The sequence below is a fragment of the Lentisphaera araneosa HTCC2155 genome (genome assembly GCF_000170755.1).
GTDB lineage: Bacteria > Verrucomicrobiota > Lentisphaeria > Lentisphaerales > Lentisphaeraceae > Lentisphaera > Lentisphaera araneosa.
In genome coordinates this window covers 253,600-280,016 of the sequence record NZ_ABCK01000005.1, presented here as the reverse complement: position 1 = coordinate 280,016, position 26,417 = coordinate 253,600, and the positions used below count along the sequence as shown (strand labels likewise).

The window sequence follows — 26,417 nt, the reverse complement described above, 5'->3', positions numbered from 1 at the left end:
TATTTTCACTGTCCCAAAATGGCATTTCGTCGGTGCTTATATTACAAATATTAATTGATCCGAATGAAAATTTTTGCTGAAAAGGTGAAGGGAAAAAGGAATATAAAATGTTAAGAAAACTTCTAGTGACTTGGGCAATTTGTGCCTCATCTGTAATCAGCCAAGCTTTTGAGCTAGAGCGCCCTAATATTCTATGGCTGACGAGTGAAGATAATAATGCATCTTGGTTGGGCTGTTATGGTAACGAAAATGCCAAAACTCCAAATCTTGACAAGCTAGCGGCCGATGGCTTCTTGTATGAGAATACCTTTGCCAATGCACCCGTTTGTGCTCCCTCGCGTTGCACGTGGTTAACAGGTGTGAATGCCGTTTCTATGGGCACGCACCCAATGCGAAGTTCGCATGCAATTCCCTATGACAAGATCAAACTTTATCCACAGCAGCTGCAGAAGGCAGGTTATTTTACCGCAAATGGATTTAAAACAGATTATAACTTGGGGTCTAAGGGGCGCACGACTAAAAAGATTTGGGACTTTCAATCGAAAAAAGAAAACAAGGACATCCGCAGTACCTTTCATTTTTGGCGTCTGCGCAAGAAGGATCAACCATTTTTCTGTGTGATCAATACGATGACGAGTCACGAAAGTAAGGCACATGGCCTCAAGGACTACAAACTTGATCCAGCCAAGGTACAGCTCGCAAAGTACCACCCAGACACACCCATAATGAGACAAAATTACTCTAAATACCATGACCAAATATCGAAGATGGATACGGAAATTGGTTATACTTTGAAGCTTTTGGAAGAAGATGGTTTAGCAGATGATACAATTGTCATCTATTGCTCCGATCATGGTGGAGTTTTACCACGGAGTAAGCGCTTTCTCTTTGAGAGCGGAATTCATGCACCGCTAATTATTCGTATTCCGGAAAAGTATAAGCATCTCTGGCCAGCGGAGAAGCGAGGCGCACGCATTAAAGAATTGGTCAGCTTTGTGGATATGCCCAAAACTTGGTTGAGTATTACGGGATCAGAAATTCCACAATCAATGCAGGGACGTGTCTTTTTAGGAAAGGAGAAAGAAGCAGAGGCAGAGTATCACTTCAGTTTCCGTGGACGCATGGACGAACGCGTCGATAATGAGCGTTCAGTACGCAAGGGCCGATACACTTATATTAGAAACTACATGCCCTTTGCCCCTCGAGGAGCGATGTTAAATTATTTGTGGAAAATGCCTGCCGCGCAGTCCTGGGTCGCGGAGCATAAAGCGGGAAATACCAATGAAGTCAGTAGCCGTTTTTTCCATGCAAAGACGCATACAGAAGAACTCTATGATAGGAGCTCGGACTCAGATAATATCAATAACCTCATTGATCACCCAGAGTTTAAAGAAGTAGCAGTACAGATGCGTAAGGCTTTGCGAAATGCGCAGGAAAAGTATTATGATGCGGGACTTCTTCCTGAATATGAAATGCTACGCCTAGCTGAAAAACATAATACAAGCATGTATGACTTAGTTCGTGATCCCAAAATGTTTAATCATGCGGGGTGTTTGGATGCAATAGATGTGGCACTAGCGAAAGATCCCGCGAACTTAGAGCAGCTCATTCACTTACTTGAGGACCAGTCCCCGGAACTTCGTTATTGGGGCGCTATGGGATTGCTTCTCCTTGAAGAAGCTGCGAAGTCCGCAAGAACACCATTGATAAAGGCTTTAAATGACGAATCAGATCACGTGCGCATCATTGCAGCATGGGCACTTTTGAAAATTGGTGATGCGGATAAATGCTATGAGACTATCGGAGCGATTATCGAGAAGGAAGCTCCTGCTTTGTTATTTGCTTTGAATGTGCTTGACTGGATGGGTGAGCAAGGTCGACCTTTGGCCAAACAAGCTCTTGCGAGTAAAGCAGGGGGATATGTACCACGGATGCAGATGGCAATTGCCGAGACTTTGGGTTTGGAAGTGAAGATAAGTACAGGTAAGAAAGATAAAAAAAGTAAGAAGAAAAAGAAGTAAGACCGCTACGCTGAAAAACCGCTACGCTGAAAAACCGCTACGCTGAAAGATCGCTGCGCTGAAAGATCGCTACGCTGAAAGATCGCTACGCTGAAAGATCGCTACGCTGAAAGAAGCAAGAGGCCTGCAGGTTTTTTTGCTGGGAGCGCAGGAATCCTTCCTGCTTTAAAAAAGTGATTAGTTATCTGTTGGCAGTTTTATCTGTGTTAATCTGGGGAATCTGTGGATGAATTTTGTTTTCTCTATGCCGTACCTTCGGCACTCACGTTTTTGATCGACCTTATCTCCTAGCTCTCACGAGCCAAGCTTCTTTATGGCGTACCTTCGGTACTCAAAACTGCTCAATTGAATGCCGAAGGCATGATATAGTACGCCTATGCGTACACAACATCAGCGAGGTGAAAGACCTCGTCAGGGTTGACCGTCAGCCCTGTAGTCGAAGTCAACTGCGTCGTTGTGAAACGGGGTGGGTAGTAGGGCCTAGACGAAATATCAGTCCGTAGGATGACGAACGCGTTTCGGCCGGTCAGGGTGTCGAGCCTGCTATATCATGGCGAAGACCAGAGAGTGGGAGGAAGAGCTGCGTAGCCTGAGGGCGAAGTAAGCCAACTGCTCAAGTTATACACGCTGAAGAAAGGCGGAAAGAAAAGCGGTGTATAGACGCTGACAGGTGTTTGGTGACGGAATGGTGTGAAGGTGTTGTGGATCAAGTAGGGAGACCTGTGTGGGCAGTACGGATTAATCCGCCACGCAGGAGTCAGAGCCCTCATAGTAGCGATGAAGGTGGTGAAAGTCACTGGAGCAAAGGGGGGCAGGAAGGTGAAACTGAGAAGAAAAGAATAGAAGGAATATAAGAATGTCAGAAATGGCTAAACAAATATTAGGACGAGATGAACGCTTTGTTGAAATACAAGCGTGGGCGTCACCTTCTGTCTGGACGGATCAGATGCTGAAAACTCTTCATAGAGGAGTTGAAAGAGGCAAGTGGTACAGCTTATCAGATAAGCTGATGCGTAAGAATAATATTATGGAGGCTTGGGAGAAAGTGTGTTCAAATAAGGGCAAACATGGAGTGGACATGGTATCAATCGAGCGCTACGAATCAGAGCTGGAGTATAATAATGCTAAGCTTCTCGAAGAACTGCAAGACGGAAGGTATGATCCCAGTGCAGTGCGCCGAGTGGAAATCCCAAAAGGTGATGGTCGAAAGACCAGACCTCTGGGAATACCCACAGTGCGTGATCGAGTAGTTCAAACAGCTCTGAAACATGTGATAGAGCCGATATTCGATATCGACTTCTCGCCCTACAGTTTTGGATTTCGTCCAAAGCTGGGTTGCAAGGATGCACTTAGACGAGTGAATGAATTGTTAAAGCAGGGCTATCTCTATGTTATGGATGCCGACATCCAAAGCTACTTCGATACTATACCACATGAGAAACTCATGAGTCGAGTCAAGGAAAAGATCATTGATGGTAAAATTCTTGATCTGATCGAACAATTCCTCAAAGCCAATATCTTTGATGGTCTCAAACATTGGGAACCTGAAGAAGGTACACCGCAGGGAGGAATTATCAGTCCTCTGTTAGCAAATATCTATCTTGATCCCTTTGATCACAAGATGACCGAGGCTGGATTCGAGATAGTGCGCTATGCAGACGATTTCCTGATCATGTGTAAAAGTAAAGAATCAGCCAAAAGGGCATTGCGCAAAACGCGAAGGTGGATGAAAGCCAATGGGCTGAAACTTCATCCAGAAAAAACGCGAATTGCCGACATGACAGAGAAGTGCGAGTACTTCGAGTTTCTCGGATACCATTTCGAGAGAACGCGAAATACACATCGCATTAAACGTTGGCCAAGGAAGCAGAGCCTGAAGAAATGCAAAGATGCCATACGCAAGAAAACGAGGAGAAGCAATAAGGACTCAATAGAGGACATAATTGCTTACCTTCGGCCAAATCTTGTCGGATGGTATCAATACTTCAAGCACTCCACTGTGTATGCAATGCGAGGTATAGATGAATTTACACGCAGAAGACTGCGCAGCATTATAGCCAAATATAATCGCAAGAAAGGTTCTCATCGCATGATTGATACTCGTAAATACAATAAAGCCTACTTTACAGATCTAGGCTTCTTTTCACTGGAAGAAGCTTGGAAACTGGAATTTCAGTCTCTTCGGAGTAAGCACTGACTGGAGAGCCGTATGCGGGAGAACCGCACGTACGGTTCGGAAGGAGGGGAGACTCCGCAAGGAGTCTTCCCTACCCTTATACTTAGCCCAATGGCGGTAGCCTTGGGTGACGGAATGCACAATTCAAATTGAATGCCAAGGGCATGACATAGAGCTCTATGCCGTACCTTCGGTACTCAAAACTGCTCATTTGGAATGCCGAAGGCATGGTATAATATAGCCCAATGGCGGTAGCCTTGGGTGACGGAATGCACGATTCAAATTGAATGCCAAGGGCATGACATAGAGCTCTATACCGTACCTTCGGCACTCACTTTTTTTATCGACCTTATCTCCTAGCTCTCACGAGCCAGGCTAGCGTATGCCGTACCTTAGGTACTCAAAACTGCTCATTTGGAATGCCAAGGGCATGACATAGAGCTCTATGCCGTACCTTCGGCACTGAATGTGCTTATTTCTTACGTACTTTTTGAGGGATTTCTACGACTTGGTATTTTTCTCGAAGATTGGCTAATTCGATTTTCAGCTTTGCGATTTCCGCAGCGTATTCAGGGTTGCCGTATTGACTCGTCATTTCTTTGGGATCATTTTTCAGATCAAAAAACTCCCATTCTTCGCCATTTGGCACATCAATACCATAAAAACGAATGAGTTTGAAGCGCTTGCCAGAGACGCCTTCATGTCGTCGGACACTATGGACCGCGGGATACTCGTAATAATGGTAGTAAAGGTGACTTCTCCAGTCCGCAGGAGTCTCGCCTTTGAGTAAGGGGACCAAGCTCTCGCCCTGCATATCTTCTGGAGCCTTAATGCCTGCCATGGCTAGAAAAGTTTCAGCGAAATCAATGTTTTGAACTAGATCGGAATTGTGTGATCCAGGTGCAGTGACTCCTGGCCAATGAGCTAAAAATGGCGTGCGGTATGATTCTTCATACATAAAGCGTTTATCGAACCAGCCGTGCTCCCCCAAGTAAAAGCCTTGGTCTGCTGAGTACATGACAATGGTATTTTTATCTAAACCAGTTTCTTTTAGGTAATCGAGTAAGAAGCCAATGTTTTCATCTACACCTGCGATACAGGCTAAATAATCACGCATATACCACTGATATTTTAAGCGGATTAAAGCTTTTTTGTCATAGGGGTCTATTTTGCTCAACTCTTCTGTACGTTCGGGAAGTTTTGATTTTACATCACGGCTCATACGCATGGTTACGTCAATCGACATATCTTGCTTATTAGCGGCAGTTCCACGTCCTTGGTAATCATCAAAAAGTGTATCTGGCTCAGGGAAAGTCATCGCCTTAAATTTTTCTTTCCAACGTGTGGTTGGTTGCCAAGCTCTATGTGGGGCTTTGTAATGAACCATAAGCATGAAAGGCTTTTCTTGATCACGATCATTTTGTAACCAGTTCTTAGCGCGCTTAGTGATCACATCTGTGGAGTGTTCATCTTTGTAAGTAGTTTTTCCGTTAGTAGTTACAAATTCAGGATGCCAGTACTTGCCCTGCCCAGGTAAAACTTCCCAATAATCGAAGCCTTGCATGGCACCTTTTAAATGGATTTTCCCAATCATGGCCGTTTGATAGCCTTGCTTTTGAAGGATTTTTGGAACTGTTGCTGGTCGTGATCAAAGGGGCCGCCATTGGTCGTCTTACCGTTAATATGACTATGTTTGCCAGTCAAGAGAGTGGCACGGCTTGGAGCACAGATGGAGTTCCCCACATAAGCTCTATCAAAAGTCATTCCTTCTTTAGCAATACGATCGATATTTGGAGTTAAATTGAGATCTTTAAATCGCCCACCATAAGCACCGATAGCTTGGAAGGCATGGTCATCGGAAAACATTCAAAGAATATTAGGGCGTTCGCTAGCGAAACTGACTCCGCTTAGGAGCAGGAATAAAAAGACTAGAGCTTTTTTCATAGAGCTTCCTCATTGTTAAATTTAGTGATTGTCAAGTCCTGAAAAATAGTTGTCACTTTTGTTTATGTTAATTGACTAATATTTATGCACATTGTGTTTCATGAACAACACTTGGAAATGAATATTCCAAAGCTGTATGAGGGCGACAATTATTGTATAAGTAAATAGCCTGCTTAATTGCTTTTTTAGCATCTTTAAAGTTCTTAAATGTTTCGCGTAAATGATATTCATACTTCAGTATTCCGTTGACTCTTTCAGCTTTTGAATTTTCATAGCAATGGTTTTCTTCAGTCATACTGACAGGAAGATTTCTATTCGTCAAGATTTCAATGTAATCGTGACAGCAGTACTGAGACCCACGGTCAGAGTGATGGATGGGGTATGACCCTTTTGGGAGACTTTTTAAAGCCATCTTTAATGCTTTGATACATCCTACAGCTTCTAAACTCTCTCCCACATTATAAGCAATAATTTTTCTAGAGAAGGCATCTGTGATTAACGCTAGATAAACAAAGCTTTTTGCAACTCTGATGTAGGTTATATCACAAACCCACACCTGGTTAGGTGCGGTTAACACCTTATCCTTTATTAGATTTTTGTAGACTTTAAAACGATGCCTAGAGTCAGTAGTTCGACAGTACTTCCTCTTTCTTTTGATTAATAGGCGTTCTTCGCGAGCTATATCGAATAAGCGATCTCGTCCTATCTGTATAGAATTCTCTTTGAAGTTATCTACTAACATATTCTGCAGCTTTCGAATTCCGAGCTCAGATTGAATGCAACGTTGTTCTTTAATAAGATCGATCACAAGTTTTCTATCTACTTCTTTTTTGGTGCTTAAAGATTTATTTTTATAGAAATTTTGCCGACTCATATGGAGGTGATTACAAAGTTGTTTAACAGTAAAGTGGCTATTCATTGATCTGACTCTTTTGACCGCTTCACACCGACTTTTTTTTTGAAGGCTTCTTTATCAGATACGCCGAACTCATCACAAGCTATATCAAAGTAAGCTTTATTCATAACATCACTTATCGCTAGTTCGGTTACTGTTTTCTCTAACTCAGCAATATGCTTTTTAAGAGCTTTAATCTCATCAATATCATTTTCTGTTTCCACTTTAATCACCTTTGGTAATAAGTCTGTTCTACCATACTTTTTGACCCAGGCTCTTACTGTACAAGAGCCTGATATCCCATAAGCTTGGCTCGCTTCTCCACAGCTTATAAATTTACCTTTGGAGATCTCGTTTACCACTTTTTGTTTAAATGATTCACTATATCTTATTGTATCTTTCATAGGTTTTTCCTATTTTAGATGACAACCTATATCAGGACAAGACAATTACTACCTTGCACAGGCCACTGACGACTTATGTGACGCAAGAGGCCAGATAAATGTATGATAAGCTTGGGGTTTTTATATCTATTGACGGGGGAAAATAAGTTCTTGATCTATGTCGCTCGAGTAGCTATTGAGATTGCTTTATTTTTTTCTCTTTAGACTTTTTATCTTTTTTAGGTTTCTTACGCTTTTTTCGTTCTAAAGTAGGGTACTGATTGTGTAGATCCATGGCTTTTTGGCGTAGTTCATTAGTGATTTCAGGCATACTTGCAGAGAGGTCAGTCATTTCTGCAGGGTCATTTTCAAGATCAAAAAGTTGCCAGTGACCCTCGGGATATTTCTTTTCGTCTTTCATTGAAGCAATCACTTTCCATTTACCCTTTCTTGCCATGCGGTAATGTTTGTAAGAAAAGACGAATTCCCGATCAAGAATTGACTCACCTTTCAGGAGCGGTAAAATATTTGATCCATCCATTGGATTGAGAGTGCGTTCGCCGATGTTTTTTGGGTAGTTTGTTGCTGTTGCCGCATAGATAGTTGGAGCTATATCCATGATTTGTACAGGTTCACGGACATATGCCTCTGTGGCAGATTTTGCCATATTCCCAGGCCAGTTAACAATCATGGACGTGCGCATTCCTCCTCCCCATAAAGATTGTTTGGCTCCTCGCAATGGAGTGTTTTGGAAAGCGGCGACTACTGAGCCACTATCGCCTGCATGGGCATAAGGAGGGACGCCCAGTTGAGCGATTTCTTCCATTTCCATCTTATCCAATTTTGTATTGCCGTATTTTCCACGCACTGCACAGGCACCGTTATCTGAGAGGAAAAATATTAGCGTATTTTCATATTGATCCGTTTCTTTGAGCATAGTGATGATTCTACCTACTTGTTCGTCAGCTACATCGAGCATGCCCGCAATGACCTCTAACTTACGAGTATAGAGCCTTTGTTCCTTGCTGTTAAAGTCATCCCAGTTAAATACTTTGCTTTGTTCGCCATCATGTGAAAGTGGAGGGAGCTTCCAGGTCGCCGGATCAATAATGCCTTTACCCACCATTGTCTGGTATCTTTGATTGCTCATTTCACTGACGCCAGCATCATAGCGGCCCTTGTATTTGTCGACATATTTCTTAGGTGCGTGAAAATCAAAATGAGGTGTGTGAACTGAATAGTACAAAAAGAAAGGTTTATTTTTATCAATGGCTTCTTCTTTGACCGTTTTGATGGCGTGATCAGTGTAGGCAATGGTGCTGTACCAGTCATCGGGCAGACTACTTTTATCAATGGATTGATCCTGATGCATTAATTGCTTCACTGAGTCCTTAAAATATGAGGCTCTGTAGCGTTCACCGAAACGAAATTGGAAACCTGCCTCCATTGGTTCTGTGCGAATATGCCATTTGCCAGAGAGTATGGTGGTATAACCTGAGTCACCCAGGACTTCGGCAATGCAGGCGGCCTTGTTTTCAATAAAATCTCCACCTGCTTCACCTTGGATGCCCAATCGTTTAGAGTTCATTCCCGACATGAGGGCGCAGCGGGTGGGTGCACATTTGGCATTATTCATACAGTTTAGAAAAGTGGCGCCTTCATCAGCGAGTTTTGAGATATGGGGCATTTGAGCTTCGCCTCCCATGTATTCGGGATCGGAATAACCCATGTCATCAAATAAAATGATGATTACGTTTGTTTTTGTATTTTCTTTTGAGTGGACGCTGAGTATAAAAAGACCGGCGATAATCAGGACCTGACTGAAGGCGCGCATATTTAATTTCCTTTCTAAATTTGGGTGAAATGTTTACATACCTACACCAAAGATAACTTGAGTTCTGGACAGGGCTAAATAATAAATCAAGGGTTTATCGATTAGAGATAGAATCATAATTTATACATCATTCCATTCAAAATGGGGTGAGGATCAAGCCTTCGACACCTTATTTTTTTAAGGTAAATCTACAGCTCTCTAAGTATTTTGAATTAATTATTCATTTTCTTTTTAAGTCGTGTCCATAAGTTCTGTATCGCTCTGTGAATGAATTATTACATAGGTTGAGATGATGTCGTATCTACTTTTCTTCTTCTTGCTTTCAACAAGCTAGGCGAGATAAGACCTGGAATCAGTGATGTGCATAATCCTTGATTCTATCAGTTTATTTTTGTGCCGTATATAATTATAGGATGAATATTTATCGTGAGTCTTAGAATGAATCGAAGAACTTTATTGAGAGGCGCCGGTGTCGCTCTAGCTTTGCCTAATTTAGAGCTGTTTGCCGATGTGAAAAAACCTGAGAAAATCAGGCGTTTCGTAGGCTTCTGTGGCCCTTTAGGAGTTTATCCACCCACATTTTTCCCTCAGAGAGGCGGAAAGGATTACCAACTGACAGAAACGACTCAGCCCTTGGAAGCTCACAAAAAAGATATCACGATTTTTAAAAACTTAGACCACGGTTTAAGAGGTGGGCACAAGGGTATACACGCTTTTTTGAGCGGAGTAAAGTTACAAGATGCTACATCTAATATTCTTTATCCCGAAAAGAATATTAGCCTCGATCAAAAATTTGCCGACGCGGTAGGGCACAAGACACGTTTTCATTCATTTGCGGTATGCCCATCAGAGAAAAATCGCTTGGGTTTAATGAATACGACCACATGGACGAAAAACGGTATTGCGGTGCCCAACATCGAAGATCCACTGATTCTTTTTAATAAGTTGTTCAAACAAGATAGCCCAGATCAGATTCAGCAGAACCTCCGCCAAACCGATATTCGCAAAAGTATTTTAGATGCGGTTTTAGTTCAATCGAAGACGATGAACGCCAAGCTAGGTCGTGCGGATCAACAAAAAATGGATCAGTATTTTACTTCTATTCGCGAGTTGGAGCAAAAAATTCAGCTCCGTAGAAAATGGATTAATATGGACAAACCACGAGTGAGAGACTTCAATAATAATGCAGGGAGTCAAGATGAGCTTTTTGGCATCTTTTTTGAGCTCTTGCATTTAGCTTTAACGACGGACTCAACGAGATCAGCCGTTTTTCACGTTCCCTTTGGAATTGATTTAAGTGGGATAGGAGTCGACAATCGCGGTTACCACGGTTGTTCACACCACGGTAAGAGTCCTGAAATAGTCGCAGACCTTAAAAAGGTCGATACCTTTCTTATGAAAACATTGTCGGACTTTATTGCTAAGCTCAAAGAGAGTCAAATCTTAGATGACACTGTGGTATTATTCGGTAGTGGCATGAGCGATGGTTCGCCGCATAGTAATGAGTGTCTCCCAGTCATTGTGGCTGGAGGTGGATTTAATCATGGTGAGCACAAAATCTACTCAACAGAGCCAGGAAAGAAAATCCCTTTGTGTAACCTTTACTTGACTATTTTACAGTCTTTGGGTTTAGAGATTGATCGCTTCTCAAATAGTACGGGAACCATTAATAGTTTTGGGATGGTTTAATTATGGTGTCCTTTAACTCTGTAAATTTGGATGCGGTATGGATATAAAATTTTATTGCCCTCATTGTGACCAAAAGTTGGTTTGCGAAGACAGTGCTGCTGGTCAAAATATAGAATGTCCCCAGTGTGCAAGTTCTATTGCTGTTCCTAATGCGGCAGCAGCTGAAGAGGTGACGCCTCAGGAGCCATTAGTAAGTGAGCCTCAAGTCGTCGACTCGAGTAATCAGCCACAGAAACGCCCCAAAACTAATCCTTCGCGTAAAAAAACGATGCGGGGATCTAACCCTACAAAAGCTCGGAGTTCAACAAGAAGAAAAACTCGTGTTCAGCAAAAAAGTGGTAATGGCCTACTGGTCACTGCTTTTCTATTTATTGTGTTTACTGGAGCGGCCATATTTTTCTTTAAAGACAAATTCCAGTCTGCGATGGTGGACGATCAGAAGATTGCTAAAAATAATGCACCTAAAGTAGGGGAGCCTTTAGAAGCCTCTGAAGAGGCTAGCGCGTCGGAGAATAATGAGTTAGATAAGAGTTCATTTGAAGAAGATGATTATTCTGAGCCAGCAGTGATCGAATCTACAGCCCCTTACGTGAAGCCTGAACCTGTAGGACCTCCAGAAATCAAAGGAGTTGATGAAAAAGTTCAGCCTTTTTTAACTCAATATTGCCTCGATTGCCACAATAATAGCAAAGATAAAGGCGAGTTGAATTTGGAAGAACTCAATGGCTTTCATACCAATGCAGACACCTTAGAAATGTGGCATGATATATATGATCAAATCAAAGAGGGCGAGATGCCTCCTGAAGAGGAAAATCAACCGAGTGAGCAAGAACGAAAAAGTATGATGGCTTGGATTCAGAAGCAGATGGTCGCAGGCAAAGAAGATATGAAAAAGGCGACTTATACCCATTTGCGTCGACTTAATAACAATGAGTATAACAGAACAGTTGGCGATTTGCTAAAAATTGATACCTCCTTGCTCGATCTAAGTAGAAATTTCCCCACTGATGAGCTTAAAGAAAATTTTAAGAATAATGGTGAAGCCCTTCAGGTGTCGTCATTTCACTTAGAGGCATATATAGAGGCAGCAGAGGAGGCCATAAATAAAGCGGTCTATTTTGGCGATAAGCCAGAAATTCAAACGAATACTTTTCGTCCCCCGTACTCAAAAAGTAATAATGTTTTAAAAGCTGCAAGAGTTTTAGGCAAAGATAAGTTTATGGACCTTGTGGAGCAACGTTCTTACGCTTTTCACCCGGAGCAACTCAGTGGCGTGCCTGAGTCTGGTTATTATAAGGTGACGGCAAAAGTTCAGGCCCGCAATCGTAAGCACGATCTTAATCCCAAGTCCTTCAAAGTCCCACAGGATCAGTTACTCAGAGCCTCCATTGTGTTGACGGACCCACGAACAGGGGACTCCAATTATTTCACGGCTTCAGATAGAACGGCACAAGAGTTTGAACTTAAAGATGAAAAAGTCATGGAGGTTTCCGGTAAGTACTGGATCGATAAGGGTTACACAGCGAAAATAGGTTTTCCCAATTCTATCCCATTCTTCAAGCCTGCAAAAGGCAAATTTGATCGTAAGAAATTTAAAAAATTCTATAAAGGCAGAACAGGTCCTTTTGGTGGATTTTTAGCAGCTCAGGACGTTATGAGGGATCACGGTCCAGTTGTTCGGGTATTTGAGTACAAGATTGAGGGACCTTTTTATGACGAATGGCCAATTGCATCACATAAAAATCTATTTGCTAAAAAGACTTTAAACGAAATCAATATCAACACAGCGATTGATTCATTTGCGAGCCGAGCATTTAGGAGATCGATTAAGTCTGAAGATACTGCAGCGATTAAAGCAATGATGAAACGCTTATTAAGTAGTGGTTTCACGAAAGAAGAAAGTATTAAGGCAGGTTTAGTAGCGGTCCTGTCTTCACCCCAATTCTTTTACTTACAGGAAAATGAAGGCACCTTAAATGATTATGCCTTAGCAAATCGCCTTTCTTACTTTCTTTGGTCATCTATGCCTGATAAAGAGTTAATGGCTTATGCGAAAGCCGGGAGGTTACGTCACCCAAGCATATTAGAAAAGCAAGTTATACGCATGATGAAAAGTCCCAAGATTGAGGGCTTTATTAATAATTTTTCGGATGGTTGGCTGCAACTCAATAAACTCGGAACGATGCCTCCCGACCGCAAGCAGAATGTTGATTATTACGTCAATGACTTAGAGCATGCCGGGCGTCAAGAAACACTTCATTTTGTTAAAGACTTGTTGTATAGCAATGGGAAAATAAGAAACTTCCTCAATTCAGATTACACCTTTATGAACAGAGGTTTAGCGACTTTTTATGGTCGAAAAGATGTTTCCTCATTTAAGTACAATGCCTATAAAAAAGTGAAGTTGTCAGATCCACGAAGAGGTGGGCTTTTAGGACAAATGAGTTTGCTCACAGCAACGGCAGACGGCATTGATACGACTCCGGTTGTTCGAGGTGCTTGGGTGGTAGAAAATATTTTTGGAGAGCACTTAAAAGAACCCCCTGGAGTTCCTGCGATTGAGCCTGATATCAGAGGGGCAAAAACCATTCGTCAGCTTTTAGTTCAGCATACGACGGATAAAAATTGTGCTTCTTGCCACGATAAAATTGATCCGCCGGGTTTTGCCTTGGAAAACTTTGATCATGTAGGGCGTTGGCGTGATAACTATAATGAAAACCGTAAGAAAATGCAGGTCATGCCAGTGGATGCTTCTGGAAGAATGGCAAGAGGTCAACGCTTTGATGATATCGTGGACTTTAAAAAAATCCTTATCTCCAAGCAAGATGTCTTTACTCAGGCCTTAACGACAAAACTTCTTACTTATGCTTTAGGGCGCGAAGTTCGTTCTTTTGAAAAAGCAAAAGTCGCCAGCATTGGCCGAAGAAAAGAAAACTTTAGAGATCTTGTTATGGCGGTTGTGAAATCTGATTTATTTCGCCGGAAGTGAAAAATGAGGAAAAAAGGCGTTTTTAGATAAAAATATTATAAAAATGATCATTAAGGTTTTGGCCTTGAGATTTTATGTCCTTAGTTAATCTCATTGGTGACGAGTTATTATCGATGAATCTTTTGTAAGAATAGTAAATATATAAGGTTGAATATATGAAAAAATTTACATTGATTGAACTTTTAGTTGTGGTGGCCATCATAGGGATTTTGGCTTCTTTACTCATGCCTTCATTGAGTAAGGCCCGTAAGAAAGCAAAGAAAGCTATTTGTGTGAATAATCAAAAACAAATTGCAACAGCTCTTTTTATGTACACAGATGATTCAAATGGACACTTTCCAATTAATACATCTGGTGATCTTATAAAAAATATCAGTTGGGCTGATCGTATCTCAACTTACCTCAGTTTAAATTTGACTGAAACGCAAATAAAAAACAGAGATTTTGGAATCATAGATGGTAAGAACCAAGTGACGAGTTATCCAGCTTTTTCATGTCCAGAATTGATTCCGAGTAATGCTGGTTATGCAGATTTAACTGTCACAGCTTACAACCCGAGTAGGTTTCAACTGACTAATAGTGGCGATGTCAAAGGTAAAAAAAGAGGTTGGATGGCTCCTTGGGTAAAGGATGCAACTGATGGGGTGAGTATGACTGTAAATGAAATTAATAATAAGTCGATATTAATCGCAGAAGGCAAAGAGCAGGTTCTTGGTACAGCATCTAATACGGATGTGGAAATTACAGATTATCAGAGCGAGCAAAATGATCCAACGATTTGGCTACATGAGGGCTATAAATTAAACTGGACAATGGCGGATGGATCAGTTCAGTATATGAATTTTATGCAGACAACCTTACCACTGTACGATGCCTGGGGCACTAATGATGTGCGTGAGACACTGTGGGATTGTTGGCAGTAGAAATTTTCTTTGATAACAATGAATGCCTGTGGCTTAAAGGTCATGAAGGCTTTTTTTAAGGGTAGACTGATCTAAAGCGTGGGCGATATGCAGGTATAATTTTCTCTCCCAAACGCTGAAGCGTGGACTCCGCACGCTTTTGTCTTTCGGTACGCTGTACCTAAAAAATCAAAATAGTTTAGAATTATCGTGCCAAGGGTACGGAGCATATTCTAGCCTGATGCACTCCGACATTCTACGCAGCAACTTGAAGTTCGATTTGAGATAATAACTGGTAGAGTCTCTCCAAGTTGAACCCTATAGTGCTTATGAGCGTTTCCTGTCGAACTCTCTTTAAGCCACAAACGGTAAACCTCTCAAGATTGTGATAGTTCTTCATCTTTGAAATCCCCGCTTCAGAGATTGAGCGGATGTTTCTCGCCAGCTGATAGTTTTCACTTTCATAAATTTCTTCTCCCAGAAGCTTCTTGCCCTTTGAACCGCTGATACTGACTAATTCCACTCCCTGTTCTATGGCGTAATCCAAATTCGTTGCAGAGCTATATCCATCATCAACACTGACCATCATAGCGGATTCTCCAGTCATTTTTTTATTTTCCACAAGGCAATCTGCAAAGACTTTACTGTCACTGGTATTTCCAGATTCCAAAATGAAAGAAGTCAGAAAACCATTGGCACTAAAAGCAAAGTTTGGACGATAACCAAAAACTGTTTCACGACCGCCTTTTTTGATAAAGGCAGCGTCGTCATCACTCATACTGTAAATTTTTCTTGCCGTCTTGGCATCGTAGTCCTCAGGAGCCATCTTAAAGCGGTGCTCAACCATCAAAACTTTATCAATAAAGCGAGAAAAATCTTCATCAAGCATCGAGGACTTTATACTGCTACAGTGCTGTTTGATTTTAGGTAGAACCTTTTCCAGGCGTGTTATAAATTTTCGACACCTCGGCAAAAGTTCTTGTGTATAAGACTTATACCTCATTTTCTTGGCTCCTTTCTTCCCTTTAAACATCGAAATCACAAAATCCAAGTTACTCATATCATCACAGTAATTCTGTAGACGTTTGAGAGGGATTCCTCTACGTTCAAGGCAAGGGAGCTTATCATGTACTTTCTGAATATTTTTCATAACTTTACAACTAAGGTTCTTCAGTAATGCACTATCAACCGGCCAGGACGAATCGGCTTTGATGGCTGTGGAATCAATGATTACTGCTGAGAAATCATCTAAGTCACATGCTTTGACACAGTTCAAAATAGCTTGATGAAAAAGTGTAAGGGTATGTTCAGAAAGTGCAGAAATCTGTTCATGAATCGTATTGCGTGAAGGGAACTTCCCGATGCCTAGGCGCCCGATAAATTGATGTAATGAACTGTTCTCACATAACATGCTATAGCCGCGTTCCCCGTAACAATTATTATAAAAGTGACGGGCTATGAACAAGGCAACCACTAATTCCGCTGGTGGATGCTTTTTGGTATTGCCATTTTTAAATTCGCGATTTTTAGTAGCGGCCCTATCCATACTCAACTGGAATTGATCACTCTCAATCGCTTTTCGGATCCCTTCAAATTCAGGAAGAAGTATGATTTCCCCCGCAATCTTCAGCGGACCGCTTAAAATTCCTGCCGTTTGTTGTAGTTCCCCGATGAAATATTCGGAAAAAAGAGTATCGTTCATGATGAATTCCGCCTGCTATTTGTTTTTGTAAAGAACTACAATATAGCATTTTAGGCGGAATTTTTTACAAATAAATACATTTTAAAGCTATTATTTATGAGCCTCTTGAATGAACTGTCGGAGTGCATCTAGCCTATGGTTTTAACCATAGGAGATTTTGCGTAAAGCTCTACCGTGCTGTAGGAACGGTGCATAAATATTTGCTGACTATTATGATTTGATTAAATGATGAGGGACGAATCCCTCAACTTCCTTTGAAGGGCTTGCTATTGCTAGCCTTTTACCCAATGAAAACTACTTTAAATGCCAGTCTGTGCCGTCAGCCATGATGCTATCGTTGATTTGGTAAAGCTGCTTGATGAGCTTTTGAGTGAGCTCGGGATTTTGACTAGCAATATTTTTTTCTTGACCCGGATCGAGCTCTAAATCAAAGAGCTCAAAGTCTTTGTACTTACCACTTTTTACGATGGGGATAAGCTTTTCATCAAAGAGGTTGGCTTTTTTCATGTCGTAATCAGGTGCGGCATGTATCATGTATTTACCCTGACGCATAGCAACAATGGCCTTAGCTTTGTGAAGATGCCAAAAGAGAGCTTGCTGACGTTCAAATTTTGCGGGTTCCGCAAAGAGTAGGGGGCTGAGGTCAGTACCATCCAAGTGAAGGCCTGATGGGTTGGGGTTTTCTACAATCGCTCTTAATGTGGGCATGATATCTACCAAGGCTGCGGTTTCTTGAACGACTTGACTTTCTTTGACATGACCTGGCCAAGAAATAATTCCTGGGACGCGTAAGCCGCCTTGGTAATTGCTTCCTTTATTACCTAAAAAAGGTTCAGTGCGTTCGCTTAAAAAACTGCCGTTATCGGAACTGTAGATAATGAGTGTGTCTTCAGGCTTTGCGACTTCCGCAAGTTTGTTGAGCAATCGTCCAACAGCTTGATCCGTGTTGTCGATCGTAGCTGAGTAGAGGTCTTCGTTTTTAGACTTTTTTTGATCTTTGTATTTTTTGATGATGTCTTCTGGAGCGGCCATTTTTTTGTGGGGTTCGTGAAACCAAACATTCATGAAAAAAGGAGATTCTGTATCTTCACGCTTATCGAGCCAGTTGATGGCATCGTCCACAACAAGCTGAGCTGAATAACCTTCTAAAGGACCAACTTCTTTGCCATTGCGAACAAAGTTATTGGGGTTTTTGTGACTCGGAGCAGCATTGTTTCCCGTGGCAAACCAATAATCAAAACCGTGGGCATCGGGATTTGGTTTTTTCGCTTTTTTACCTGTCATACCGAGGTGCCACTTACCAAAGTGAGCCGTCATATAGCCCTTTTCTTTAAGCATTTCAGCGAGGGTGATTTCTCTTTCGAGTAGATGAGTTTTTTGGGTGGCGTCGTGAACCCAGCTATATATTCCCGTTCTTATATGGTGACGCCCAGTAATGAGGGTGGCTCGCGAAGGAGAGCAAACGGCGCTACCAGAATAAAAGGTCTCGAACTTGGTGCCTTTTACAGCCAGAGAATCAATGTTTGGAGTTTCGACTGGACCCTTATAACAAGCAATATCTTTGTAGCCAAGATCATCTGCAAGCAGAATGACTATGTTGGGAGTTTTTGCGGAGAGCGCAAAGACGCTGAAAAACGAAATGAGAATAAACTTGAGCATAAAAAAGCCTTTTTCTTTTTATACACCCCGAATTTTATAAAAAATGACTCGGGATTACAATTATTTAGTTAATATGTTGATCACAGTTAAGAAATAGGCTAATTCAGCTTCAAAAAACAGGGCTTATTTCTTTGGTTTCTTATTTTTGATTTTTCCCTTGGCAAGTTTCGATTTATACTTCTCTTCGGGTGAATATTTGGGATGTTTTTTATAAACTTCAGCTTGGATAGCCGCGACTTCTTTTTCCCAGTTCTGGTATTTCTTTTCGAGTTCAGCGACTCGTTCAGGGAATTTCGCAGCCAGATCATTTTGCTGAGTCCGATCGCTCTTTAAATTATAGAGCTGCCAGGGGGATTTTGGAGCATTTGGCTGTTTTTTATTTTTTCGATAGAGCTTCCACTCGCCATCGTGAATATTTTCGTGTCCTTCATAGTACTGAACAAAAGAACGTTCAAATTCTTTGTCTTCCAGTAAAGCAGGAAGGAGGCTCACACCATCGAGATCGAGTATTTTACGACCTTTATAAGTTTCTGGGTACTCGATTCCTGTGATATCGAGAATTGTCGGCATGAGATCAATAATATGACCAACCTGACGGTTAATTTTACCAGGCTTGCCGAAGCCAGCTGGCCAGTGAGCAATCATGGGAGTAGCAACACCGCCTTCATTGAGAGTAGATTTATTTCCGCGGAATGGAGTGTTGCACATTTGCGCTCCGATTCCATCAATTCTTGCGCGCGTTCCACGGGCGCCTAGTTTGCCACCTTTCGGGATCATTGTCTCGCTTCCTTCACCGCTGGCGCCATTATCCGACATGAAGAAAATCAGGGTATTGTCCCAAAGATCATTTTTCTTTAGGTAATCAAAGAAGTGTCCGAGTTCCACATCCATGCGGTGAACCATGGCGTAATGCACGGCTAAAGCGCGCTGGTAATATTTTTTGCGTTCAGGACTTAAGTCTTTCCAGGCATTTACAGCCGGTTCAAGTTTACAGCTTTCGGCATCGAAAATGCCATTTTTGATCATGTATTGATAACGTTTTTGACGAACGTCATCGGTGCCATTTTTAAAGACATCTAGGTAGAGTTGTACATCTTCTTCCAGGGCTTGCAAAGGCCAGTGAGGGGCATGTGATCCATAATACATAAAGAAGGGTTTATCACTCTTTTTTTGAATGATTTCTTCTTCTATAAAGCGATTAGCATAACGGGTGTCTTCTGTCGTTAGGTACCATTCTTCGAGGGGTACTTCCATATCTTCAACAGTGTACTGCCTGTCGTCGATTCTCATTTTTCCAGCATCTTTCTTTTTATCTTCAGTTGGCCAATAAAAGATTGCTGAAAGAGGACTGCCAAAGTAGCGAGAAAAACCAAGGTCCATGGGCTTGGGAGTGATATGCCATTTGTCGATCATGAGATTGACATATTCACCCTCAAGAGCTTCTGCGATGCTTAGTCCACCATAGTCGATGACATTACCAGAGCCGTGGTCGGCACCTGTTTTATGATTCGAAACACCCGTCATGAGCGATGCACGGGTAGGAGCACATTTTGCATTGTTATAAAAATTGGGGAAGAGCAAGCCGTCTTTCGCCAATTTATCGAGATTTGGGGTCTGAATATCACCGCCTACGCAGCCAAGATCTGAATAGCCCATATCGTCGGCAAGGATAATGACGATATTAGGCTTCTTTGCGGGGAGCTCTTTACCCGTTAATGATAGACAAGATGCGACAAAAGTCAGTGCTAAAGCGGTGCTTTGAGTGATTTTCCAATTCATAATTATATCCTTTATTAGTATCGATTCGATACACATAGCTAAAGATATAATATGGACATGAGGATGGCCAAAATAATGGAAACTAAGAAGGGGGGGGTAAATTTTTAAAAGTAGTTTTAACTACTTCTTTTGATCTTTTTTATAGATGCTTTTGCCGTAGGAATCCACTTTGCTAGCGATAGAGTCACTCCATTTTTTAGCATTGAATTTGGGGTTAATCTTCGGCATATATGCCTTTCTTTCAGCGAGCCAGTTCATTAATTTTCGTTCCATCTCTTTAGCTTTTTCTGGCATTTCTTTTGAGAGGTCTTTTGTTTCGCCGAGATCATTTCGCAAGTTGAAGAGTTCAATTCGTCCTTCAGCGGTGATTTCTTTACTTGCGGGGTCCGCAATATAATCGCCAAAGAACTTCACTAATTTATAATCTCCCATGCGAATTACACTACTTGGGGTGTGGCTGTAATGAGGGACGTAGACGGGCATGTGAATACAGAAGAACTCTCTTTCAATGTTCCCACCATTTACTAGGGGCATGATGTTCATACCATCGAGGGGATGATTGGCGGGGATGGGGGTATCTGCAATGCTTAAAAAACTAGGAAATAAGTCAGTTATGTGAACAGGTTCAGAAATCGTTTGTCCAGCTTTGATCCTTTCAGGCCAGTGCATGATAAGAGGGACGCGAATGCCACCCTCATAAGCAGAGCCTTTGCCACGACGAAGTGGTTCGTTTTCCCAAACTCGTGAGAGGCCACCATTATCTGACATGAAAATGACGAGGGTTTCGCGATCACTTTTCATTTCCTCGATGCCTTTCATCAAAAGGCCGATGCTTTGATCCATGTAATCAATCATCGCGAAGTAATCCGCAATCGGACGATCTTCCCAGCTGCCTTTTTTATCAGGGCTTTTGTTGTAGCCCATAGCCACATATTTTTGTATAAGTTCAGCAGGCGCCGCTAAAGCTGTATGCAATGTGGTGTGTGCGAGGTAGGCAAAAGTTGGCTTGGATTGATCCTGTTTGAGATAGTCAATAACTGCCTGTGAATAAGCCATGACACTTTTGGGATCATTTGGTTGCTTTTTCATTTTGATGTGATCAAAGCCCCACTGAGCAATATACTTTGGGGAACCCATTTGAGCGCGCACTCGGCTTTCCTCTACATCGATATGCCATTTGCCGATGACACCGACGCGATAGCCAGTGTTTTTGAGTTCTCGGCCAATATTGATTGATTTAGGGTCAAGAGTACGATTAGATTCAGGTTGGATGAGGCGAGCATTGGGTAGCAGATGTTTTTCGAGAACCACGGCGGTGTGATTCGTGCGCGCAGCCGATTGTCCAGTGAGAAATGCAAAGCGGGCAGGTGAGCATTGCCCCATTCCGTAGGCATCGGTAAAGCGTGCGCCTTCTTTTGCCAGTTTATCTAGATGTGGGGTCTGCACATACTTATTGCCATATGAACTCAGTCCATTCCAGCCAAGGTCGTCGATTAAAACAAAGACAATATTTGGGCGCTGGTCCGACAGGAGCGGGCTTGAAAGAGTGAAAAATAAAAAAGTGAGAATGAGTTTCACGTATGATCCCTATTTAATTCGTTTTATGTGTCCAGCTTAATTCCTAGGCTTGGTGTACTTCTATTAATCGTATCGAAATGAAAAATATATACAGGGAAAAAATAAAATGACTCGATTTTTTATAATGATTCTGCTTTCTGGCTTAGTTTTTGCGGAAGACGCAAAGAGTAAGAAACCAAATATTCTATGGCTTTTTTGTGATGACATGGCAGTCAATGCCATCGGCGCCTACGGCAGTCGCTTTGCCGAGATGAATATGACCAAAAATATTGATGGACTTGCTAGAGAAGGCATGCGCTTTGATAAAACTTATGTTTGTAATTCTGTGTGTGCTCCAAGTCGCGCGGCCTTACTCACAGGTAAGCACAGTCACAAAAACGGTAAGTACGGTAACGTTGAAAAGTTTAATCACGATCAGATGCAGTTTCAGAAATTGATTGGCAAAGGCGGATATCAGTCAGCTTTATTTGGAAAAACTCATTTGCAGGGAGAGATTCAAGGTTTTGATCATTGGGAAACCCTCCCGGGTCATGGCAAGTATATCAACCCAGCCTTACTAACAGCTGAAGGCAAAGTGAATCATGAGGGACATTCCTCTGATGTGATCACTAATCGGGCTCTTGAATGGTACAATGAAAAGCGCGATAAAGATAAACCCTTTATGTTGATGGTTCATTATAAGGCTCCTCACCGTGCATGGATTCCTGCGCCTCGCTTTGTCGAAAAGTTTAAAGATACGGTATTTCCTGAGCCCAAGACTCTTTTTGACGATTACAAAACTCGCGATATGGCCGTGCAACACTCTATGGGCATTCGCGAGCATATGAATCTGGAAAAAGACTTGAAAACAAATATTTGGGAACACAGAAAATATTTGTTAAATAAAGACCTATCTAAAGAAGAGTTGACACGTCAGAAGTACCAAGCTTACATGAGAGATTATTTTGCCTGTGTCGCTGGTGTTGATGAAAACGTGGGGCGCTTGCTCGATCAACTCAAAGCAGACGGCATTGATGACAACACTATTGTCATGTTCAGTTCAGATCAGGGCTTTTATCTTGGAGAGCATGGCTGGTTTGATAAGCGCTGGATGTATGAAGAATCTTTTAGAACTCCTTACATTGTGAAATGGCCGGGTGTGACCAAGCCGGGAAGCGTTAACACGGATCTTTGTCAGAATATTGATTTCGCGGAAACGTTTTTAGACATTGCAGGTGTTGAGGCGCCTAGTGATATGCAGGGAGAAAGTCTAGTGCCCCTATTTGAGGGTGAGACACCGAAAGACTGGCGCAAGAGCCTTTACTACCATTATTACATGGAGGGTCATGGCGTGACGATGCACGATGGCGTAAGTACTGGTGATTATAAACTCATTAAATTCTATGGTAAAAAAGCCAAAGGAAAAGATCATTGGGAATTCTATGACCTTAAAAATGATCCCGCTGAAATGAATAATCTCTACAATAATCCCGAGATGGCGTCTAAGATTAAAGAAATGAAAGAGGAATACACTAGCATCCGCGATTACTACGAAGTTCCAGATGAGCGCGTGGTCATGGTGAAACGCGATAAATCGAAGAAAAACAAAAAGTAAATAGCTTTGATATTCTCAGTTGATAAGAATGTCAGGTTTTTATGAAAAATGAAGTCAGTGATGTCCTAAAATTTTTAGGAACTTAGTGATTATATAAAACGGGATTTATAATTATGAAAAAATTCACCTTAATTGAACTCTTAGTAGTCGTGGCCATCATAGGAATTTTAGCCTCTTTACTTTTACCAGCTTTAGGAAAGGCACGTAAGACAGCAATGAAAGCGATATGTGTCAATAATAATAAACAGATTGTGACTGCTTTATTTATGTACACTGATGATCATGACCAATATTTTCCAACTAATTATACGACAGGGACGGGTGACAATGTTGGTTGGACAGATAGGATTTTTTCCTACTTAAATATAGACTTAACTGACAATCAGTATAAAAATCGTTCACCAGGTATTAGCGAAGGAAAAAATCAAGTCACAAGTTTTCCTACTTTTGCCTGTCCTGAATTTGTGCCTTCAGGTAATAACCCAAGCCATCCTATAACCTCCTATGGACCAACGAAGTATGGCCTAACAAATTCAGGTAACGTTAAAGCCCAGCACAGGGGATGGATGGCTGGTGACCATGATGGTACACAAGTAAGTATGAAAATTACTCAGCTCAATAATGATGCGCTCATGATTGGGGAAGGTGTGGAAAAAGTTATTGGGACGGGATCAAATGCCAATATTCAAATCGATGATTTTCAAGATAAAGTGAGTGACCTAGATTTTTGGCTACATGATGGTTATAAAACCAATTGGGGCATGAGTGACGGGTCCGTTCGGTATATAAACTTTATGCAAACCACTTTCCCTCTGTTTGACGCTTGGTCGACTAGTGATGTTCAAGAGACACTGTGGGATTGCTGGAAATAAAGCTTCTCATCAATTTAGTTGATATAAGCAATAGTCATTAGAATTGATCTGCTTTGCTGCCTTGAACCTTAAATTTATTTACGATTAAGCAATTAACGATGAGAACTCACATCGCAAAGCGATGTCACTTTAAATAGCCCCACATATAATGTGGGGTTTTGTACAAAGGTGAAAAATTGTGTGCCTTTAGGTACACTACTTCAACAGCCTTCTCAGTTTCATACCTAGAGGCATGATATCTTCCTCCCTTCGTTTATTTTAGGGCTTTGCCCTAAGCTAATTAAAGTTTAATGGTTTCACCATAATTTACCTATGCTGTAGATATATATACATCGTTAACTGGGTACTCTTAAATTTATTTATTAAGTCCTTTAATCGGGGACTTTTCATAAGTTTCTTGACGATAGGCAATCCAGGAAGGGAGCTGCTTGAGCTGTTCTTTAGTGAATTGACCCGGCAGAATAATTAAGATACGAATTTTTGTTTGGAATTGTAGAGGACTTAAGTCGCTGACTTTCGTACCTCGTATATCCAGTTTATTGATGTTGAGACCACGGATTTGATGCAGGTCAGAAAAAGATGTTTTGTAGAGGTGCAGTGAATTGATTTTCAGAGTGCTTAATAAGCAATAGGGGGTGTTTTGGTGATCAAATTTAGCGAGTGTTTTTAAATGGGGACCCGTGATAAGGAGTGAGTGCCTGACACTATATTTAAAGGCGCCATTCCATTCTGGGTTAAATTCTTCCAATAGAGATTTGACCACCACTGTATGGTCATCGTGATTTGCACGGGTAATTGAATCAAATAAGAGCATGGTGCGCTTTACCGGCCAACGAATAGGATTATTTATATCGCGAAATAACGCCCCTAAATCATCACCACTCAATAAGCGTCTATTGCCTTTGCGATCTTTATATTTTTTCGCGATGCGCATAAGTAAAAAATCTTTCTTGGCACCTGACTTTTCAAAAGCCTCGATACTTTTCTCAAAATCCTGCATCATAAAATAAGTATTGCCTAGTTCCAGCCACAATTTTTTGTTTTCTGGGTCATTGAGTATGGCTTGTTGCATTTTTTTCGCGGAAACTCTAAGGTTTGCAGTGGAGCGAAATTCTTTAAAGTTTTCCAAGAGATTACTTTGTAGCCGAGCTCGAACTTTTTCTTTTTCTTCCTGAGAGATTTTGTATTTTTGGAGGTTTTCTTCGGCAAGTAATTTTGCGTTCTGCGCAACTTGCTCACGCTGTTTGAGTGATTTGAAAGAAATGATCACGCCGATGGTAAACAAAGTGATGGCACTGATAATGGTGATTGACAAGGTTTTATTACGTTTGTAGAGAAGGCTTAAGAGTTTGATGATACCGGCGTTTTCTGCATGGGTGGCATGACCAGAGAGGTATTTTTCTAGTTCACTCTTAAGTTGCACACAAGATTCGTAGCGATCTTCTGGATTTCTTTCCATGGCCTTTGAAATGACCGCTTCCAAACTTTTTGGCACAGGAGAATCCGGCAGGCGTTCACTGGGGAGTAAAAATTCTCCCTGGGTTGTTTTTGCCAGCGCTTCCTTGGTATTTTCTGCTTCAATGGGACTCTTGAGGCAAAGAATTGTGTAGAGAATTGATCCGAGAGAATAGATATCGGTTTGTTCAGACATATCACACATTTTGTGGATTTGTTCAGGGGCCATGAAGCCTGGCGTTCCCTTGATGACGCCATCTAGGGTCATGTTGTTCAGAAGATCGGGATTCAGTAGGAGCTCATCAAAATCTTTTTCTTCTTCCTCTTCTGAGCCAATGATTTTACCGAGTCCCCAATCACAGATGATCACTTCACCAAATTGGCCCACCTGAATATTTTCGGGTTTTATATCTAGGTGCAAGACGCCTTTAGAATGAGCATAGGAAATCGCATCGCAGATTTTAATAAAAATTCGCAGGAGGTCATCCTGACTGTATTGACAAGTCGGGTCTTTGGCATTGAGTTGTTTTATGATCTCGGCAAGGGTCTGACCAGTCATGATTTCCATCGTAAAGTAAGGAAGCTCATTACGGTCGACTCCCACATCGTGGATGGTGATAATATTGGGGTGTTCGAGTAAAGCTGTGAGGCGACCTTCTCTCAAGAAGGGTTCGTAGAGCTCGCGAGGTGATTCGGGAAGGAGCTGAGCATAAGCCACATGACGATTGGATTTTTGATCAAAAACTTTTGATACCTGCTTCATACCCCCTTTGGCGAGGAATGAAAAATCGGTATAGCGCTTGGGAAGCCCCATGAGCTCATAGTAGATGGGGGCAGAGTCCTCTAGAAGAGCACTTTCGTCTTCATCGACTTCATCGTAGAAGTCGAGAAGACGGTAATCCATATCTACTTTGTTATCTGTCATGGGGGAAAGTGCTTTAGACC

Annotated in this window: 16 protein-coding genes and 1 pseudogene; 8 read left to right on the top strand and 9 right to left on the bottom strand. The window is 41.7% G+C overall.

Features of this window, described 5'->3' with window-relative positions; all coding sequences use genetic code 11:
• Nucleotides 1–107 precede the first annotated feature (107 nt).
• The 3 genes from LNTAR_RS06905 (at nucleotide 108) to ltrA (ending at nucleotide 4,218) form a co-directional block, all read left to right on the top strand.
• Nucleotides 108–2,021: a sulfatase-like hydrolase/transferase gene (locus LNTAR_RS06905; RefSeq protein WP_007277943.1), complete on the top strand. Its 1,914-nt coding sequence runs from the start codon at nucleotides 108–110 to the stop codon at nucleotides 2,019–2,021.
• A gap of 677 nt (nucleotides 2,022–2,698) precedes the next feature.
• Nucleotides 2,699–2,875, top strand: coding sequence for a hypothetical protein (locus tag LNTAR_RS27115; RefSeq protein ID WP_007276686.1), 177 nt, complete (start codon nucleotides 2,699–2,701; stop codon nucleotides 2,873–2,875).
• 2 nt (nucleotides 2,876–2,877) lie between these two features.
• Nucleotides 2,878–4,218: a group II intron reverse transcriptase/maturase gene (ltrA, locus tag LNTAR_RS06900; protein ID WP_007277055.1), complete on the top strand. Its 1,341-nt coding sequence runs from the start codon at nucleotides 2,878–2,880 to the stop codon at nucleotides 4,216–4,218.
• 451 nt (nucleotides 4,219–4,669) lie between these two features.
• Here ltrA and LNTAR_RS06895 read toward each other — a convergent pair.
• From LNTAR_RS06895 to LNTAR_RS06880, 4 genes and pseudogenes are all read right to left on the bottom strand, one after another.
• Nucleotides 4,670–6,063: pseudogene (locus LNTAR_RS06895) on the bottom strand (sulfatase family protein).
• 160 nt (nucleotides 6,064–6,223) lie between these two features.
• Nucleotides 6,224–7,060: an IS3 family transposase gene (locus LNTAR_RS06890; protein ID WP_007277234.1), complete on the bottom strand. Its 837-nt coding sequence runs from the start codon at nucleotides 7,058–7,060 to the stop codon at nucleotides 6,224–6,226.
• Nucleotides 7,057–7,440: a transposase gene (locus LNTAR_RS06885; protein ID WP_007277235.1), complete on the bottom strand. Its 384-nt coding sequence runs from the start codon at nucleotides 7,438–7,440 to the stop codon at nucleotides 7,057–7,059. The genes LNTAR_RS06890 and LNTAR_RS06885 overlap by 4 nt, the downstream gene beginning before the upstream one ends.
• Before the next feature lie 172 nt (nucleotides 7,441–7,612).
• The gene (locus tag LNTAR_RS06880) at nucleotides 7,613–9,253 is read right to left on the bottom strand and encodes an arylsulfatase (protein WP_007277940.1); all 1,641 of its coding nucleotides are present in this window, start codon (nucleotides 9,251–9,253) and stop codon (nucleotides 7,613–7,615) included.
• Between the two features lie 438 nt (nucleotides 9,254–9,691).
• On the opposite strand from LNTAR_RS06880, the gene LNTAR_RS06875 reads away from it, so the two are divergent.
• From LNTAR_RS06875 to LNTAR_RS26555, 3 genes are all read left to right on the top strand, one after another.
• Nucleotides 9,692–10,942 carry a DUF1552 domain-containing protein gene (locus LNTAR_RS06875; protein ID WP_007277939.1) on the top strand — a complete coding sequence of 417 codons (1,251 nt, stop codon included), beginning with the start codon at nucleotides 9,692–9,694 and terminating at the stop codon, nucleotides 10,940–10,942.
• Between the two features lie 37 nt (nucleotides 10,943–10,979).
• Entirely contained in the window at nucleotides 10,980–13,931 is a 2,952-nt protein-coding gene (locus LNTAR_RS06870; RefSeq protein WP_007277938.1) for a DUF1592 domain-containing protein, read from the top strand.
• Nucleotides 13,932–14,086: 155 nt separating this feature from the next.
• Nucleotides 14,087–14,854: a type II secretion system protein gene (locus tag LNTAR_RS26555; RefSeq protein ID WP_007277937.1), complete on the top strand. Its 768-nt coding sequence runs from the start codon at nucleotides 14,087–14,089 to the stop codon at nucleotides 14,852–14,854.
• A 235-nt stretch (nucleotides 14,855–15,089) separates the two neighbouring features.
• Here the strand turns inward: LNTAR_RS26555 and LNTAR_RS06860 are convergent, their stop codons facing one another.
• The 4 genes from LNTAR_RS06860 to LNTAR_RS06845 all read right to left on the bottom strand — a co-directional run bounded on the left by LNTAR_RS06860 (nucleotide 15,090) and on the right by LNTAR_RS06845 (nucleotide 21,551).
• Nucleotides 15,090–16,535, bottom strand: coding sequence for an ISNCY-like element ISLar6 family transposase (locus tag LNTAR_RS06860; RefSeq protein ID WP_007277936.1), 1,446 nt, complete (start codon nucleotides 16,533–16,535; stop codon nucleotides 15,090–15,092).
• A gap of 294 nt (nucleotides 16,536–16,829) precedes the next feature.
• Nucleotides 16,830–18,194 carry a sulfatase family protein gene (locus LNTAR_RS06855; RefSeq protein ID WP_007277935.1) on the bottom strand — a complete coding sequence of 455 codons (1,365 nt, stop codon included), beginning with the start codon at nucleotides 18,192–18,194 and terminating at the stop codon, nucleotides 16,830–16,832.
• A 123-nt stretch (nucleotides 18,195–18,317) separates the two neighbouring features.
• Entirely contained in the window at nucleotides 18,318–19,973 is a 1,656-nt protein-coding gene (locus LNTAR_RS06850; protein WP_007277934.1) for a sulfatase-like hydrolase/transferase, read from the bottom strand.
• Nucleotides 19,974–20,093: 120 nt separating this feature from the next.
• Nucleotides 20,094–21,551 (bottom strand): sulfatase, encoded by a 1,458-nt coding sequence (locus tag LNTAR_RS06845; protein ID WP_007277933.1) that lies wholly within the window; start codon nucleotides 21,549–21,551, stop codon nucleotides 20,094–20,096.
• A 106-nt stretch (nucleotides 21,552–21,657) separates the two neighbouring features.
• Here LNTAR_RS06845 and LNTAR_RS06840 point away from each other — a divergent pair, with 106 nt between their 5' ends.
• Nucleotides 21,658–23,145: a sulfatase family protein gene (locus LNTAR_RS06840; protein WP_007277932.1), complete on the top strand. Its 1,488-nt coding sequence runs from the start codon at nucleotides 21,658–21,660 to the stop codon at nucleotides 23,143–23,145.
• A 113-nt stretch (nucleotides 23,146–23,258) separates the two neighbouring features.
• A complete protein-coding gene (locus LNTAR_RS25295; protein WP_007277931.1) occupies nucleotides 23,259–24,017 on the top strand; it encodes a DUF1559 family PulG-like putative transporter in 759 nt (252 codons plus the stop codon).
• A gap of 355 nt (nucleotides 24,018–24,372) precedes the next feature.
• Here LNTAR_RS25295 and LNTAR_RS06830 read toward each other — a convergent pair whose 3' ends face one another.
• Nucleotides 24,373–26,397 carry a protein kinase domain-containing protein gene (locus tag LNTAR_RS06830; RefSeq protein WP_007277930.1) on the bottom strand — a complete coding sequence of 675 codons (2,025 nt, stop codon included), beginning with the start codon at nucleotides 26,395–26,397 and terminating at the stop codon, nucleotides 24,373–24,375.
• Nucleotides 26,398–26,417 lie beyond the last annotated feature (20 nt).